The sequence below is a fragment of the Algoriphagus locisalis genome (genome assembly GCF_900116615.1).
Taxonomy (GTDB): Bacteria; Bacteroidota; Bacteroidia; order Cytophagales; family Cyclobacteriaceae; genus Algoriphagus; species Algoriphagus locisalis.
Genome location: NZ_FPBF01000006.1, coordinates 318,207 through 334,291, shown reverse-complemented (window position 1 = coordinate 334,291; position 16,085 = coordinate 318,207). Strand labels below are relative to the sequence as shown.

7 protein-coding genes are annotated in these 16,085 nt (G+C 42.1%); all 7 read left to right on the top strand.

The genetic code is table 11. The features are described 5' to 3' along the window. Nucleotide 1 precedes the first annotated feature (1 nt). The 7 genes from BM386_RS17505 (at nt 2) to BM386_RS17475 (ending at nt 16,083) form a co-directional block, all read left to right on the top strand. Entirely contained in the window at nt 2-4,237 is a 4,236-nt protein-coding gene (locus tag BM386_RS17505) for a hypothetical protein (RefSeq protein WP_139235940.1), read from the top strand. An 11-nt stretch (nt 4,238-4,248) separates the two neighbouring features. Further along, nucleotides 4,249-7,899 (top strand): carboxypeptidase-like regulatory domain-containing protein, encoded by a 3,651-nt coding sequence (locus tag BM386_RS17500; RefSeq protein ID WP_091696625.1) that lies wholly within the window; start codon nt 4,249-4,251, stop codon nt 7,897-7,899. Further along, entirely contained in the window at nt 7,899-9,461 is a 1,563-nt protein-coding gene (locus BM386_RS17495; protein WP_091696623.1) for a contractile injection system tape measure protein, read from the top strand. Before BM386_RS17500 ends, BM386_RS17495 begins: the two co-directional genes overlap by 1 nt. Then, nucleotides 9,455-10,804 (top strand): ATP-binding protein, encoded by a 1,350-nt coding sequence (locus tag BM386_RS17490; protein ID WP_091696621.1) that lies wholly within the window; start codon nt 9,455-9,457, stop codon nt 10,802-10,804. The genes BM386_RS17495 and BM386_RS17490 overlap by 7 nt, the downstream gene beginning before the upstream one ends. Nucleotides 10,805-10,899: 95 nt before the next feature. After that, complete coding sequence (locus BM386_RS17485) at nt 10,900-11,079, top strand: hypothetical protein (protein WP_091696620.1); 180 nt, start codon at nt 10,900-10,902, stop codon at nt 11,077-11,079. Between the two features lies 1 nt (nt 11,080). Then, a complete protein-coding gene (locus BM386_RS17480; RefSeq protein ID WP_091696618.1) occupies nt 11,081-15,025 on the top strand; it encodes an eCIS core domain-containing protein in 3,945 nt (1,314 codons plus the stop codon). 176 nt (nt 15,026-15,201) lie between these two features. Then, nucleotides 15,202-16,083, top strand: coding sequence for a restriction endonuclease (locus tag BM386_RS17475; RefSeq protein ID WP_091696617.1), 882 nt, complete (start codon nt 15,202-15,204; stop codon nt 16,081-16,083). The last annotated feature ends 2 nt before the right edge of the window (nt 16,084-16,085 follow it).

Genomic DNA, 16,085 nt, shown 5'->3' with positions numbered 1-16,085 from the left:
TATGGAAAAATCAATCACCATATCGAAAGCTAAACCAGTCCAAAAAAGCATGGATTATGAGCTGTTACGCTCAGAAGCCATCAGCTATATCCAACGGATTTCAGGCAAAATCTGGACGGATTACAACAGTCATGATCCTGGAATTACGATTTTGGAGGTGCTTTGCTACGCCATTACTGACTTGGGATATAGAAGCAATTTTCCAGTTCAGGATCTTTTGGCGGATGAAAGCGGAAGTTTAAGCAATCAATTTTTCAAAGCATCCCAGATTCTTCCGAGCACTCCGGTAACGATTAATGATTACCGCAAACTTCTGATGGATGTGGAAGTGGTGGATGAGGAAGATTTAATTTGCCCTAGAGCAGGAATAAAAAATGCCTGGATCATCATCCGTGACTCCAATGAGATTAAAATTTTCCCAGATAGAAAGGAAAAAGAACTCGCTTATAAACCCTATCCAAACACTGAAGAAGACTTAAAACTGGGCATTCTCTATGATATTTTGTTGGAATTCGACACCACAGAAAATCTTGGCGACCTCAATGAAAATAAGCTCAGCATGGAGATCGAGGTGGATGAGCATCCGGATATAGCCGGAGTAGTGATCGACATCCAAGTGGAATTTCCAAGATGGGATTCTGCAGAGGTAGATTGGGAAGATCCTGTTTCGATCCGAAAGAACATCCATTCCATAGAAATCCAATTTCAGAATGTTCCTGATGACATTTTCATGGACTTTGACCTGAGTCCCAGTAAACTGATCGAAATAAAAGGGACAAAACTGGTGGCTGAAGGTCTTGATCCTTTGGATGGATTAGCGGCACTTTCTAATCAGGTAAACCAATTTGTTTACTCTAGTCCTGAAGGAATTCTTACACTTTACTTGGCCAAAGTTGCCAAGATCAACCAAATCCTGGATGAGGCAAAGGCGAGTTTGAATGCCCATAGAAACCTATGCGAGGACTTTGTGGATTTCCATGCTTTGAGAGTAGAGGAAATACTCCTTTGCGCTGATATTGAGCTTTCCCCAAATGCTCCGATTAATGAAACTGAAGCCTTGATTTTTCAGGCAATCAGTGCATTTCTTTCTCCTCAGGTAAACTTTTATACCCTGGAAGAAATGCTGAATCGCTGCAAAGACGATGCGCTTCCCATTTCTAAAATCCAACAGAATCCGGCCAAAATCTGGATAGAAATTCCGAGGGAAACTTACCCAAAAGCCAAGTCCAAAGTCAGTATTATTGGCTCAGGGGGAAATGTAGGAATCTATGAGATTTTAGAATTACGGACAGACCCTAAGAATGCTGCACTTTGCGAAATTCTCCTTACACCCAATTTCCCATCTCCTGTTTTGATGGACGACGATCAGGTGTATCTGGGAAATTGGGAAGAAACTCAATGCATTCCGACGGAGGAGCTTTTTGAAGGTCCACTGTTGAAACACGGATTTATTGATGAGGAAGATTTGGCGAAAGCCAATCGAAAATCAAGCATTCATGTTACTGATCTCATTCATATTATCATGGATATTGATGGCGTGGAGGCAGTGAAAAGCATACAAATTGCCAATAAGCCCCAAGACAATGAGTCAGGGGAAATTGCCTCAAAAAGCGTTCGCTGGTGCCTTGAGCTGGCCATGGACAAGTTTTATGTACCAAGGCTGAATACCGAGCTTTCGAAAATAACTTATTATAAAGAAGAACTTCCTTTCCGAGCCAATCGGGAAAAAGTTGAAGATCTTTTAACAGAATACAGAGCTTCCGAACGAAGCCAGAAAATCTACTATCCAAAGCTGGATTTCGATTTACCACGAGGGAATTTCAAAAATCCCGGAGATTATGAATCCATCCAAAATGATTTCCCTTTGGTCTATGGAATCTCTGAAGCTGGCATGCTTCCAAAATCCCAAGGAAGGCCAGATGCTGCTCAAGTGAAACAGCTGAAGGCCTTTCTCATGGTTTTTGAACAGCTTTTGGTGAATTACCTTAGTCAGCTGGAAAATGTACGTCACCTATTTTCCATCAATGAGGAAAAAGACGCATTTGGAAATCCACTGATTGATGCCACGTATTTCTCCAAGAGTCTTGAAGGCTTGGTTCCAGATGCCAACCCACTTTGGAAAGATCTGATTGGGCTGAAAGAATCTGTGGCTGAAATCACTGAAAGCAAAGAAGATTTTTATGTGAGAAGAAATCGCTTTTTAGATCATCTACTTGGCAGATTTGCTGAGCAATTTACAGATTATGGACTTTTGGCTTTGCGACTCAACCCTACCGAAGGACAGACGAGGCTGATTGAAGATAAACTGGCTTTCCTCAATAACTACCCCAAAATCTCTTCCGAACGAGGTAAGGCTTTTGATTATAAAATCGCCAACAACTTTTGGCATCAGGAGAATCTTTCTGGTTTAGAAAACAGAATTCAAGGATTGATGGGAATCAGGAAAAAACCAATTTCCTGGCTTCGATTCTCACCTGCATTTGAAATCTTAGAAGTTGGAGATATTTGGAAAGTACAGGTCAAAAATGAGCTGGATACCGTTGTATTTGAACTTTCGGCTGATTTCCCAATCAAGGAACAAGCCGCTTCAGCATTGGAAATTGCTTTGCTTTTAGGTTCAAATCTGGAGAATTTCCAGATCAGCTTAGGAGATGCCGGGTTTTATTTCGAACTGGTCTGGGAAGGTGATTTAGTAGGCAAAAGTACCAAAGTTGATTTTGGTGACGATACACCCGGAGGAGATGCAGATCTTGCTTTAACCGAACTTTGGGGAATTCTAAGAGATGAATTTCTAAACAATCCTTTAGCAAACCGGAAGAATTTAAGCTTAGCCTTAGATGCCTTTTGGGAGGTGAATATTACTGTCAATTTAGCTCCGGCGCCTCCAAAATACTTGCTAGAATATGCACTTTTTGATGCGCCATTTGGAGCTGGAATTCAACTTTTAGAATCCAGCCTGGAAGTGGAAGTTCCTGGCGCTACGTCAGAAGTAGAACTGCAGGAACTGGCTGAAGAGCGTTTGGAAGAAATCATTTGGCAGATTTGCACTGCGGGAGTAATTGACGGGGCCTATGTTCCTGATCCAGCCCCTTATACTGCGCCTTATAGATTTTCCTTAACTGACCCGATACGAGGTGGTGTTTTGGCCAAAAGCTTTAATTCAAATTTCAATGAACCATTGGCCACAGCCATACAAAATGGAGACTGGGGAGATGCTTGGCTTGTTCAGGGTGGATTCGAGCCTTTGGAACTGACTATTTCAGAAGCAATTGCCACGGGTCCATTTATAGATTTAAAAGCTGCTCCATTCCCACAAAAAGGAGATCAGATTCATTTCGAACGAGCCTTTGAAATAATCGGAATTGATCTACCAAAACATGAAATTATCATAGCGGGTCTTCATGCATCCTTATTCGAAAATTCCGAAGATTTTGAGGTTCAATTTCTATTAGGAGAAACCGAACATCTAGTTTATTACACTATTCATGAAGTGACTGAATCCGATGGAAACACCACTTTGGTAACTAAATCAGAACCAAGAAAAGATCTAATCGAAGATCCCGAAAACCCGGAAGAACAGCCTGGTGGAATGGTGATTTTATCGAGACAATTTGATGTAATCTCAGTCTCTGGCGACCAATTCCGAATAGGAGGAGGAGCAGAGCAACTAGCCATACAGAAAGTCCAACAGTTTTTCGTCAGGGAATTTTTCAGCCATGAAGGCACACATTTGATAGAGCACATACTACTGCGCCCGAAGGTCAAAGGGAAATTCAAAGTACCTGATGGAATGGGTGGTTTGGTCACTGAAACCATAGAGGATCGCTTACTGGATCCACATTCGGAAGATGAGTGCGTCTGCACCTTGGATGATCCTTATACCTGCATGGCACATGTGATTCTACCCTATTGGGCAGGAAGATTTACCAGTACAGATTTCAGGAGATTTCTTGAGAAAAAAATCAAGCGGGAAACTCCAGCACATGTCTTTTTGACGATTTGCTGGATTCATCCGACTCACATGAAAGAGCTGGAATTGGCCTGGAAAATATGGCTGCTGGAATCACTGAAGGTCAAGAAAGAGCCCAAAAAGCTCTCAGAATCACTTACAGGGCTGATTGAAGCCTTGGCACAAATCCGAAATGTCTATCCTGTCGGCACACTACACGATTGCGATGAGGATGACAACTTGGAAAACTCCATTATTCTCAACTCTTCATCATTGGGAGAATTTTAAAAACTACGATTATGAGCCAGATCATTTCAACTTATCCGATTTTTGAAGGTAGCCAAGTGCTCACCAGCACCCAGCTGAACCAACTCGCAGCCTATTTAGATCAGCAGGGCAGGCTCACCCGATCGAAGTTGATCGGCATGGGAATCGTCTGCGGCATGCAGGTACAGCCCTATCCGCAGGGATTGCAAATCACCAAAGGTTTGGGAATCACTTCGGAGGGGTTCCTGATCCAAGCAGGGAATTTTAATGCTACACATTATAGACCTTATTCCCTGCCAGAGGGTGTGGATTACAAGCCTTTCAAAGATGTGGATCATGCCGTAAGCTTATTTGAATTGCTTACAGAGATTCCAACAGACAGCGCTGGGGTTAAGAAACTGAATAATCCTGCGAATTTTCTCAATGATAAATATGTACTGATTTTTATAGAGGTTTTCGACAAAGATCTCAAATCCTGCCTTGGAAATGCCTGCGATGATCGTGGTCAGGATCGGCTTTTGACGCTCAGAAGATTGGTGGTAAACGGAAGCGATCTGGATAAGATCCTGAAAAATAAGTCCCACAATGTCAAATCACCTTTCCCAAGTGTTTTAGATTTGCCGGAATTCTCCGTTCAAAAACCCCTTTTCTATCCAGGAAAACCTGAGTCCAATGAATTTGGTGCTTTTGTCAAGCACTACCAAAAGTTCATTGGGTTAACACTTACCAAAGACTTTTTTGAGGTATTAGCCCTTTCCTATAAGCTTTTCGAGCCGATTTTGAGCAAAAGTTACAGCTTCACAAATCCACTCGAATCAGGTACAATTCAGGATAAAATCGCTGAAATCATGGCCTTGGCCGAGGCAGATCCTAATGATATTCAGGGAATTCAATACCTCTGGGACTTTGCCAAAGAACTCATCAAAGCCTACAGCGAATTCAGAAATTCAGCCATGGAGCTTTGGTACAACTGCGTCACTGACAGCTCACTTTTCCCACTTCACCTGATGCTGGGAAGGGCTAGGACCAGTTCAGAAACCCAAGCCCAATTCCTGAAATATAGACATGGATTTGTTCAGCCGCCGATTTTCAATCTTCAAAAGCTTTTGGCGGAAACCTGCATTCAGCGACATCGCAGGATGATCATGTTACTTGAGAAGCTGGAAACAGGAATTTTCAAGAAAGGAGAAAGCGAAAAATTTCCGATCAAAATCACTCCTTCTGGAGAAAAGCTGGGAAAATTAGGCAAACGAGCCATTCCGTACTATTACGAAATCAAGTCGAAAAGCTCCGTCTCGAATTGGTTCTCACTAGAAGAAAACTGGGTGGATCCTGGGAATTTGCAAATGCATTCCACTTACAGAGCAGGCGTTCAATCATACGACAATCAGCCCGATGAGGAAGTAACTGAAGCAAAATCTGCATTAGAAACTCCCTTGTTCTATGACATTGAGAGCTATCCATTTCTCAGAATCGAGGGGCATATCAGCAAGGAGTTGAAAACAGCAGTCAACCATATTAAAAAGTTAATCCTGCAGTTCAATTTACCTATTCATGTGGAAGTGCTTCATTTAGGAGAAAGTGAGGAAACTGAATATCTGGAAGATTGCGGCTGGAATGACTTGCAGGAAGAATATGCTTTCCAGCGAAGGATTGTTGCAGGATTTATTCAGGATCTCAAGGATCTTTTTGATTATGCGACAGAGTATGCAAAACAGGAGGATGGTGAAGATGATTTCACAAAGGATGAATTCTATATCAAAGCATCTGAGACTTTAGAATTGCTTTTAATTATGGCAAAGGCTCTTCCAGAATGTCTCAAAGATCTAAACTGGCAAGCATTCCAAAATGGCTATAAACAACTCTTGCAGCTTTTGATTGATTTTGTGTTGATCCAGCAAAAGCTACTTCAGGAAATAAAAGTGAAAGATGGGAATGAGAAGGAGCTTGAATTTATCAACGGCATTCTGGCCAGACTTTCCCCTTTCCTTTATCAGATTTTGGACCTTATTTTCTTTGCGAAGCTGCAAAGAATTTACGTCAGCTATCAATCCAGAATCAACGTCCTGATCGAGTCAAATCAGTTTGCCAATTATCTAAAAAAACACAATGGACTGACCCATGAAGCAGGGGTTTATAAAAACGGAACATTTTTCCTGATTCATGATCCCAAGCAAAAACGGATAATCGGTGACTTCAGCCTACCTTATTATTGCTGCGAATGTACACCTTGCATAGAGCCTTGCGGTGAAAACAGCATCGTTCTGCCACCATTTGCAAGACCGGATTACGCAATTGCTTTTACAGAGAAAACCACCAGAATTGATATTACACTCAATGATTTCATGACAAATGGTCGGCAATATGAAGTGATCCAAGTGGGCGAAAGTTCGCTGCAGAAAGGCAAAGTCGAGAAAGATTCGGAAAACAACAGTTTCCGATACACTTCCGCAGCTGGTTTTACCGGAATTGACTCCTTTCAGTACATTTTGAGAGATAAAGAGAGCAAGCAAAGTGATCAGGGAAAAGTGACGATCTGGGTACGAGGCGAGCAGGGATGCTATTCTATAGCCGTATTAAATTGTTGGGGATTAGAATTCGTAAGAAAAACACTTGATGAAAGGCAGATAGAATACAATAAGGAGTCCCAAACAGAGCCATTTGATCGATTACTCGAGAGCCTCAAAAAAACGAATGGCTTCACACTTGAAGAATTACGATCTGGCGTTTTGGAAGAAGACGAGTCCCGATTGAAACTACTAGAATGTCTTGGGCTTCCGAATAAAGATCTAAGTTGGGAGCAATCTGAGCAAGCTATTTTGGATCATCAAGCCAAAAACTGCGGTGGCATAATCACCCCTGATTGCACTTCTATGGGAGTTAGGGGAAAAATTTCCGCAGCTGACGGCTCATCTATTTACCAAGTTAGAGTCTCTATCAAAGGCACTGAAATAGATACTTACACTAGTGATAATGGCAATTATGAAATTAAGTTTCCTTCACCAAATCAAACCTTACTATTTGAACAGGCTGGGTTTGAAAGCCAGGAGGTAAAGATTTGTAGCCAAGAGGTGGTCAACATTACCATGGTCCCAAGTCCGACTCCGGTCAGAGAATGTTACTCAATTGCAATCATTTCTAGTTGGGACAATGAATTCATTCAAATCATTTCAAGGCTTCGAGACATCTCCTATTCACCAACCAATTTACAAGACACTTTCGCCAAATTGTTAGAAAGCCTACGATCTACTGCAGGATTTACATCTACAGAACTTCGTGAATCCTTTTCAAATTACCCCGAATTCCTAAAAATGATTTTGGCAAGTGTTGGGACTGACATCTCCAACGTAAATCCTGAAGAATACGCCAGTTATATAGAAGAATATCAAGGTTACCATTGCGGAGCAAGTAGAAGAGAAGCCGTCATTATCGATGCCACACGAATACCAGAAGAGGAACTGAAAAAATACTTGGATGCCAAAAAAGTAGCCTATCTCCCTGGAGCAGATAAAACTGTATTGGTAGAAACGTTCAAAGCCTCCACCCCTGAGTCCTCGATCAGCAGAAAAGATCTGGAAATCTTTAAAAAGGACACTCTTCTCAAGATATCTGAAGAAAAGTCCATCGAGGTGAACAGTTCAGACACCAAGGCGAAGTTGATTGACAAATTACTGGGCAAATAATGGGCAATCACTTGATCCATACTCAGGTAATAGAAGCTGGATTTGGAAACAAAACAGCGGCACTTTCCGGGCAGAAAAGCCTTCAGGAAATCTATTACCAACATTTGATTCCTGTCATGGAGCAAGTGATGGATGAATATGATCAGGAGGGAAAGTCCATCCGCATAGAAACACTAGACCTGGATTTAGGCAGAATCCCAAAGAACCTGCCGGTAGATCTAATCAAGCAGAGATTACAGAAAGCCTTGGAGGAAGAATTGCGGAAAATCTATGTGGAACAAACCTACCTGAATCTAAGTGAATCTAATGGATCAAGTTCACCTCAAAAGAGTGAAAAAGAATCCCTGGATTCTGACTGGGAAGTTCTGGTCTATTTCCTTCAAAAAGGGACACTTCCATGGTTTGCAAGCTCTAAGATTGACTTCTCAATTTCCAAAATTTTCCAGAGAATACTAGTTCAGCATCCAGATCGGCTCAAGCCCTGGTTGAGTAAAAACCCCGTCTCTTTAAGCACAGCAAAACGGATCGCAGAACTAGCTAGGAGTTTAGATAAAAAGGTCATTCATCAATCACTTTTGAAAGAAGTCATTGCTGAAAATGATTTTAAAATCCTTACAAATATTTTAACAGAATTAGGCAAAATCACAGGGGTTTCCGGTAGTGAATCAACGCAAGCACTCTTAACTTTATTACTCTTTTCTGAATTTGGGAACAGCGGAAAATTAAAGACCTTTCTCAGTGAGGGATTTAAACTATTAGCGCAAAAAAACAGATCAAAAACTGTAAGTATTGCTGAATTCCTTATCCAGCTTTTGTGGATAACTACCAATCCCAGAAATCAGTCAATTTTCGATAAACGCAAATTCCTGAATTCTTTTTCCAAACTTCTAAAATCAACTCTATCAAGCTCCAGGAGGGATTTAGATAAATTTTGGACTGAATCTGTCAAGGTACTACTTCGAAGTAGTTCAGAAAAAACAGACTTATCCACAATTGGAAAATTAATCTCTGATCAAAGGAAGCAAGAAATACCAGTCCTAAAAAAACTCAATCCAAAAGAAGAAGAAAAGACAGTTATCCACAATGCAGGGCTTGTTCTGACAGCCGCATTTCTACCTAGATTTTTTGAGAATCTAGGCTTGGTCAAAAGTGGAAAATTCATTTCAGATCAAGCAAAATCCCAGGCAGCTGTCCTCCTTCAATCCATGATGCCAGAGCAACGTGAATGGGAAGAGCCAGACTTGCTGCTGAATAAGCTTTTGTGCGGAATGGAGCCAGCCGAAACTATAGAATTCAATGGAGATTTAGACCCGAAATTGATCCTAGAAACCACCCTTCTTTTGGAAAGTATGGCGACCCAATGGACAGCATTGAAAAGCAAGTCTGGAAAAATGATTTCCGAAGGATTTTTCGCGAGGGAAGGAATTCTGAAAAAAGTACAAAGAGGCTATCACTTACAAATCCAGCGCTTGGCTTTTGATATTTTATTGGACAGACTTCCCTGGAGCATAGGCATCATCAAATTGCCATGGATGGATGAAATAATCTCAGTAGAATGGTAAGGACTACAAAACATAACGCCTCCACCATACAGCAGGAATTGGATTGGCTTCAAAGTATTTTGAAAGCCCGCTCCACCATGAATGCCAATCCTGGAAATCAAATTCGGGATGTGCTGGAGATTCCTGCTCCGGAATTCAATGATCCGCTCGGGGCTTATGCACATTTTTCCAAAAAGTTAGGGCTATCAGATGCGGAGCGATTCCTATTGATTTTGGCAGCTGTTCCCCACATCAAACCTCAGATGCTAGATGTGTTTATGGGGAAAAACCAGTTGACCCAGCAGATTTTCACAGAATTTGGTGGACGGAAAGGAAAAAACCACAATGGCTTTATCCCTACCGGGGAAACTGTTCTTTTCATACTCGCAGGTAGCAATCTGGAAAAGCGTTTTCAGTATTTGAGCTTATTTGATAAGAATTCAATGCTTTATAAAGAAGGTCACCTGCAGTTAAGTGATACCGAGGTTGACGAACCCTATCTGAATGGGACTTTGATTATCAACCGGGATACGCTCCAAGAAATCACAAGCGGAACTGTTCGAAAGCCTGATTACAGTGCCAATTTCCCTGCCCAGCTTCTACAAACTGAGATGGAATGGGAAGATTTGGTTCTTAATCCACATACCGAAGAGGAACTGAGGGAAATTGAAATTTGGCTGAAACATAAAGATCAATTGCTTCATACCTGGGGAATGAACAAGAAGTTAAAACCAGGTTTCAAAGCCTTATTTTACGGACCTCCAGGCACAGGCAAAACCTTGACGACCACTTTGCTAGGCAAAAAACTGGGGCTGGATGTATATAGAATTGATCTTTCCAGAATAGTCTCCAAGTATATAGGGGAAACCGAAAAGAACCTGGCAAAGATCTTTGACCGGGCTGAGCGCAAAGGCTGGATCCTTTTTTTTGATGAGGCAGATGCCCTTTTTGGGAAGAGGACCTCAGTTTCTGACTCTCATGACCGCTATGCAAATCAGGAAGTTTCCTACTTACTACAGCGAATCGAAGAATACGATGGGTTGGTGATTTTGGCCACCAATCTCAAAAGCAATATGGACGAGGCATTTATGAGGCGTTTTCAGGCCTCGGTATTTTTCCCAATGCCACAACCTGAGGAACGGAAGAAACTTTGGCAGAAGGGATTTCCGGAAAAAGTCGAACTGGACAAGCGGATTAATTTTCAGGAATTGGCTAAAAGCTATGAACTATCCGGCGGTTCGATCGTGCAGGTGATCCAGCATAGTTTGCTGAAGGCTTTGGACAAAGGAAGCAATCAGGTCATGTTGGGTGATTTACGAGAAGGAATAAGAAGAGAGTATCACAAAATGGGGAGGACTATATGAAATCGACACGATTAAAATCATCATTAAAACACAGAGCAATGATGATGTTAATCGTCAAAGATTCCATGTGACCATAAAAAATCTTTTATAAACACATGAAAAAGAAAGTCAGAAAAAAAGCAGATCAGGAGCCTGAAAAAGAGGAAGTGGTGATTGTGAAAGAAAAAGAAGAAGAGAAAAAGCCTGATGTAAAAATGACCCCTGTGGAAGAGGAACAGGAGCCTATGACTCCTTTGGCGGCAGAATCTCCTATGAAGACCGAAAACAAAAAGTAACATGAGCGCTTTAGCTGAACGTAAGCCTATGCCTTCGTCATTTCATCATGGCCAGGCATCGCTTAGCATTCAGCCAAGCCTCAAAATCGGCAGACCGGGAGATAAATACGAACAGGAAGCCGAAGCCGTCGCTAATCATGTGACAATGGCTCCTGCCCTTTCCGAGCCAGCTTTTGCCATGAGCCCTGCCAGTTCGGATACTTTTCAAATGCAACCTGAAGAAGAGGAAGAAACTCTTCAAATGACGCCTCTTTCTACCAATGGCCCTTTTCTACAGCTGTCTGCCATGGAAGAGGAGGAAGAAACTGTGCAACTCTTCCCTGAAAACAACAACTTTTTACAAAGACTCGAAGAGGAGGAAGAAAGCATCCAGCTATCTCCAGATGGTGGCATGACAGCTTCTCCTTCCATTTCTGCCCAGATTTCCAGTTTCAAGGGCGGAGGCCAAAACCTTCCAGCCCCAGTTCAATCTGAAATGGGCAGTAAAATAGGCGCAGATTTCAGTGGAGTTAGGGTGCATTCAGATGCCAATGCGGCGCAGATGAGTAGCGCCATCGGAGCGCAAGCCTTTACGCATGGCAATGATGTCTATTTCAACGAAGGAAAATACCAGCCGGAAACTGCGGAAGGAAAGCATCTTTTAGCACATGAATTAACCCATACGGTGCAGCAGGGAGCAGCAGAAGTGCAAAGAATGCCAATCACAGAAATCAGTTCTGCCGAACCTCAGGTGCAGCGTTTGCCATGGGCTGTCCGGGAAGGTCTAGCAGAATTTGCAAGCTATATTCCTGGCTATTCTCTATTGACAGTAATTATTGGATATGATCCACTTGCTGGAAGAAGTGTAGAAAGAAATGGCCCAAATCTCCTTCGTGGACTTTTAGGATTGATCCCTGTTTTTGGGATGCTACTCTACAACAAGCTGGATGAGCTGGGCATCATCAACAATGCATTTACTTGGGTTGAGGGTGAAATGTCCTCCCTCAATCTCACTTCAAACAGACTTGATGATACCTTGGAAGAAGCTTGGGACCGAATGGGCATTACAGAAGGATGGGATGGGAATATCCAGATTCTGGATGAGACATTTGGCCAACTTTATCGAGACATAGAAACCTTCGCAGGGAGGGTTAAAGACCAGGTTTTTGCCCTGATCAAAGATGCTTTAATGGCAGGGCTCAAAGCGTTGGCAGATGCTTTTCCAGGCTACCCTTTGCTAACCAAATTGCTCGGTCATGATCCACTGACAGGGGAAGAAGTAATATCCACCACCGCTGAGAAAATAGAGGATTTCCTGATTTTGATTGGCAAAGAGCAGGAACTGGAACGAATGCGAGCTGAAGGGATCATTCAGGAAACTGCAGATTGGATAGATGCGGAATTAGCTGCACTTAACTTCAGTTTTGCAGAAGTTCGAGGACTTTTTGAAACAGCCTGGAATGCCTTTTCTCTGGATGACATTCGAGACCCAATGGGTGCATTTCAGCGAACGGTGGCCATTTTTACTCCATTTACTACCCGGGTTTTCACCTTCGCAGCAAATGTGGCCATTCAAGTCCTGCAGTTTATCAAGGATGCTCTTTTATCCCAACTTTCGGCATATGCGAGAGAACAGCAGGGCTTCCATTTAGTCACTGTTTTGCTGGGAAAAGATCCTTTTACTGAGGAAGTAGTGCCAAGAACTACCGTGAATATCATCCGGGGATTTATGGGATTGATGCCGGGTGGAGAAGAGCAGTTCCAGCAGATGCAGGAAACCGGAGCCATAGAGCAAACCGTATCCAGAATCAATGCAGCAGTCGAGACCTTAAACTTCTCTTGGGCCTATGTCACAGGGTTATTTATGGAATTATGGAATGGCTTCTCCATAGAAGATGTCTTCCATCCTGTCGATGCCTTTTTAAGAATTGTCCAGACTCTCGCTGATCCAATCCGCAGGCTTTTTGCCTTTGTGGTCACCATAGTCCAGATCCTGATTGAGGTTCTCCTGGTGGTGATGAACTTCCCGATAGAAACGGTCCAGCAGATAATCGCGAATGCCCAAAGTGCTTTTGAAGATATCAAACGGGATCCAATTGGGTTCTTGAGAAATCTGTTGAATGCGGTCAAACAGGGTTTTGTTCAGTTTTTTGATAATATCCTGACTCATTTACTGGGTGGGTTAAGGGATTGGCTATTTGGTGAATTGGCCTCTGCAGGAATCAATCCACCAGCTGATCTGACATTTGAGAGCATTTTAGGTTTTGTGCTGGATGTCCTAGGCCTGACTATGGACAATGTCTGGGAAAGACTGGAAATGAAACTGGGTGCAGAGCGGGTTGCTCAGATCCGAGGAGCAATTGATACACTTTCGGGAATTTGGACTTTCATCAAGGATGTCTGGGAACGAGGGCCTATTGCTATTTGGGAATATGTGCAGGAGCAATTGAGCAACTTGTGGACCATGGTGCTGGAACAAGTTCAGAGTTGGGTCGTTACACAAATCATCACCCAAGTCACGACTAGGCTTCTTTCCTTGCTTGATCCGACGGGCATCATGGCTGTGGTGAACAGCTTTATCGCATTCTACAGAGCGGTGCAATCCTTTATCGAAAAGCTTCGGGAAATGCTTGAAATCGTCAATTCCTTCGTTGCAGGAGTGGCAAATATAGCACGCGGAGCGATTGGGGATGCAGCAAATTATCTTGAGAATGCGCTTGCCAGAGCCATTCCTGTGGCTATCGGCTTCTTGGCAAATCAAGTTGGCTTACGTGGATTAGGAAGCAGAATCGCCGAGATGATCGGTGGGCTTAGGGATAGGGTAAATGCTGCGATTGATTGGTTGATTGATAAGGCCATCTCTGCTGGTGGGGCGATTCTACAAGCTGGACGAAATGCTGCTGACGCAGTTCTAGGATGGCTTGGTTTTAGAAAAAGATTTACGCTACCAAATGGAGAACGTCATGAAGCCTATTTTGAAAACTCCACGCCACAAGCCCAAATCATAATCGCTAGCGCAGACCCTAAAACACTAGGACAGATAATCTCCAGTAAAAGTTGGAATGGAAAAACTATTCCTGATGACAAGGTAGCCGAACTTCAAACCTCCTCCAGCGAAATTGACAAAAACAGAGAAGGTCAAGGCGTAGAGAAAGGACAAATCATCATGAGAGAATTTGAAAAAATAGTAGCAATACTAAATGCAATAGGCGGTCCACCCATACCACAAACCAGGTTAGAAACCCAGGATAAAATCACCGGAGCAGGAATGGAAATGGGTAAGCATGTAGTTGTAAACCCTTTAAGTTTAGATCCGGGAGGACTTGCAGGCAGCCAGCCAACTTATACCACTGGTTTGGGAAGATTATTAAAAATGAACTACCCCAACTATATCGTAGAGGGGCATTTACTAAATCATAAACTTCACGGCCCAGGTAATGTACCTTGGAATTTGACACCTATTGCAAAGCAAACCAATTCTGAGATGAACGCTAAGTTTGAACGTTTTGCCAAGCAGCACATCCTTGATGAAGGAAAAGTCGTCCGCTATGAAGTTGAAGTTAACTACTCCCAAAACTTAAATAACGGAGTGAAAACTGATCCAGACACCTATGTAGCCGATAGCTTAAATTTTAGTCTTCAGCAGTTGGAATATGTCAATAACAATTGGATTCCTGCCTCCTCCCAACCAAGCAGTTGGGATATTCCCCCTACCATTGCTCACAACAAAGCCTCTATTCCGGGTTTTGGCACCGGTAGGCTCAATTTTATGGTTTACCTGAATGATTCACCACTTGAGGTCCTTCAAAGAGTAAAGGGATTAGGTGAAGTCAGAGCTCAGGCAATCATCACTCAGAGAAATAAAAAACGCATAACTACCTATGCAGAATTAGATGCTGCGCCAGGTATAGGCCCATCTACCGTTGCATTGTTAAGAGCCGAGCCAAATGTGAGGCTAAATGAATAAGTAGGTTTTCCTAATTAGCTAAGAATTGGTAGGCTTTGGGTATTTGCGTTTTAGGTGGTATCAGAGGGGGGGGGTGATGGAAAAATAGCCTGTACCGGGAATTAGAGCTAAGCTGATTGTTTAAGTTCTTAATGATTTCATTTACTTTAGGATAATATCATCTAGAGATAAACCTTATGGAAATACCTAAATTCCACGAAACATTCATACCTATTCTCAAAGTGCTAGAAAACGGGGAAACCCTTCAAGCAAGAGAAATGTATCAAATGGTTATTGATCGATTCTATTCTAATCTATCAAAAGAACAACTAGAAGAAAAAACAAAAAGTGGTGATATCTTAATCTTTAATAGAATTGCTTGGGGAAAATCCTATTTAAAAAAGGGTGGATACATAGAGATCCCCAAAAGAGGTTTAGTCCGAATTACTGAAAAGGGCAAAATGCAAAGCTCCTCCAACTTAACATTGAGTCAAGTTGAAAACTCAGATAATTTTTTAAAGTTTTATAATGAAGAGAACCCAAAACGCGACTCAACTCCATCTAAAATTTCAAATGCATCTCCACAAGATCTAATCGATGAAGGATTTAACTCAATCGATATTCAAGTAAAAGATGAGTTACTAGAGAAATTAAAGTCAATCGATCCATTCTACTTTGAAAAAGTAATTCTTATCCTTCTTAAGAAAATGGGATACGGGGACTTTGTAGAAACCTCCAAAACAGGAGATGGTGGAATTGATGGGATTATCAATGAAGACAAGCTTGGTTTAGACAAAATTTATATTCAAGCTAAAAGATATGGTGAAAACAAAGTTCGTGAAAAGGATATTCGAAACTTTATAGGAGCTATGAGTGGAGATACCCAAAAAGGTGTTTTTGTAACCACCTCCACATTTGATCCTGGTGCTGTAAAAAAAGCAAATAATGCTCACCATACGATTATTCTTATTGATGGAATTAAGCTTGTAGACCTCCTCCATGAATACAATGTGGGAGTTCAAGTCAAAACTACTTATGAGGTAAAAGAAGTTGATAATGACTTTTTTGATGGAGAATAATT

Coding starts and splice junctions, on each gene's coding strand:
- BM386_RS17475 (WP_091696617.1), top strand. CDS start 15,202: ATGGAAATACCTAAATTCCACGAAACATTCATACCTATTCTCAAAGTG.
- BM386_RS17495 (WP_091696623.1), top strand. CDS start 7,899: ATGGGCAATCACTTGATCCATACTCAGGTAATAGAAGCTGGATTTGGA.
- BM386_RS17480 (WP_091696618.1), top strand. CDS start 11,081: ATGAGCGCTTTAGCTGAACGTAAGCCTATGCCTTCGTCATTTCATCAT.
- BM386_RS17485 (WP_091696620.1), top strand. CDS start 10,900: ATGAAAAAGAAAGTCAGAAAAAAAGCAGATCAGGAGCCTGAAAAAGAG.
- BM386_RS17505 (WP_139235940.1), top strand. CDS start 2: ATGGAAAAATCAATCACCATATCGAAAGCTAAACCAGTCCAAAAAAGC.
- BM386_RS17500 (WP_091696625.1), top strand. CDS start 4,249: ATGAGCCAGATCATTTCAACTTATCCGATTTTTGAAGGTAGCCAAGTG.
- BM386_RS17490 (WP_091696621.1), top strand. CDS start 9,455: ATGGTAAGGACTACAAAACATAACGCCTCCACCATACAGCAGGAATTG.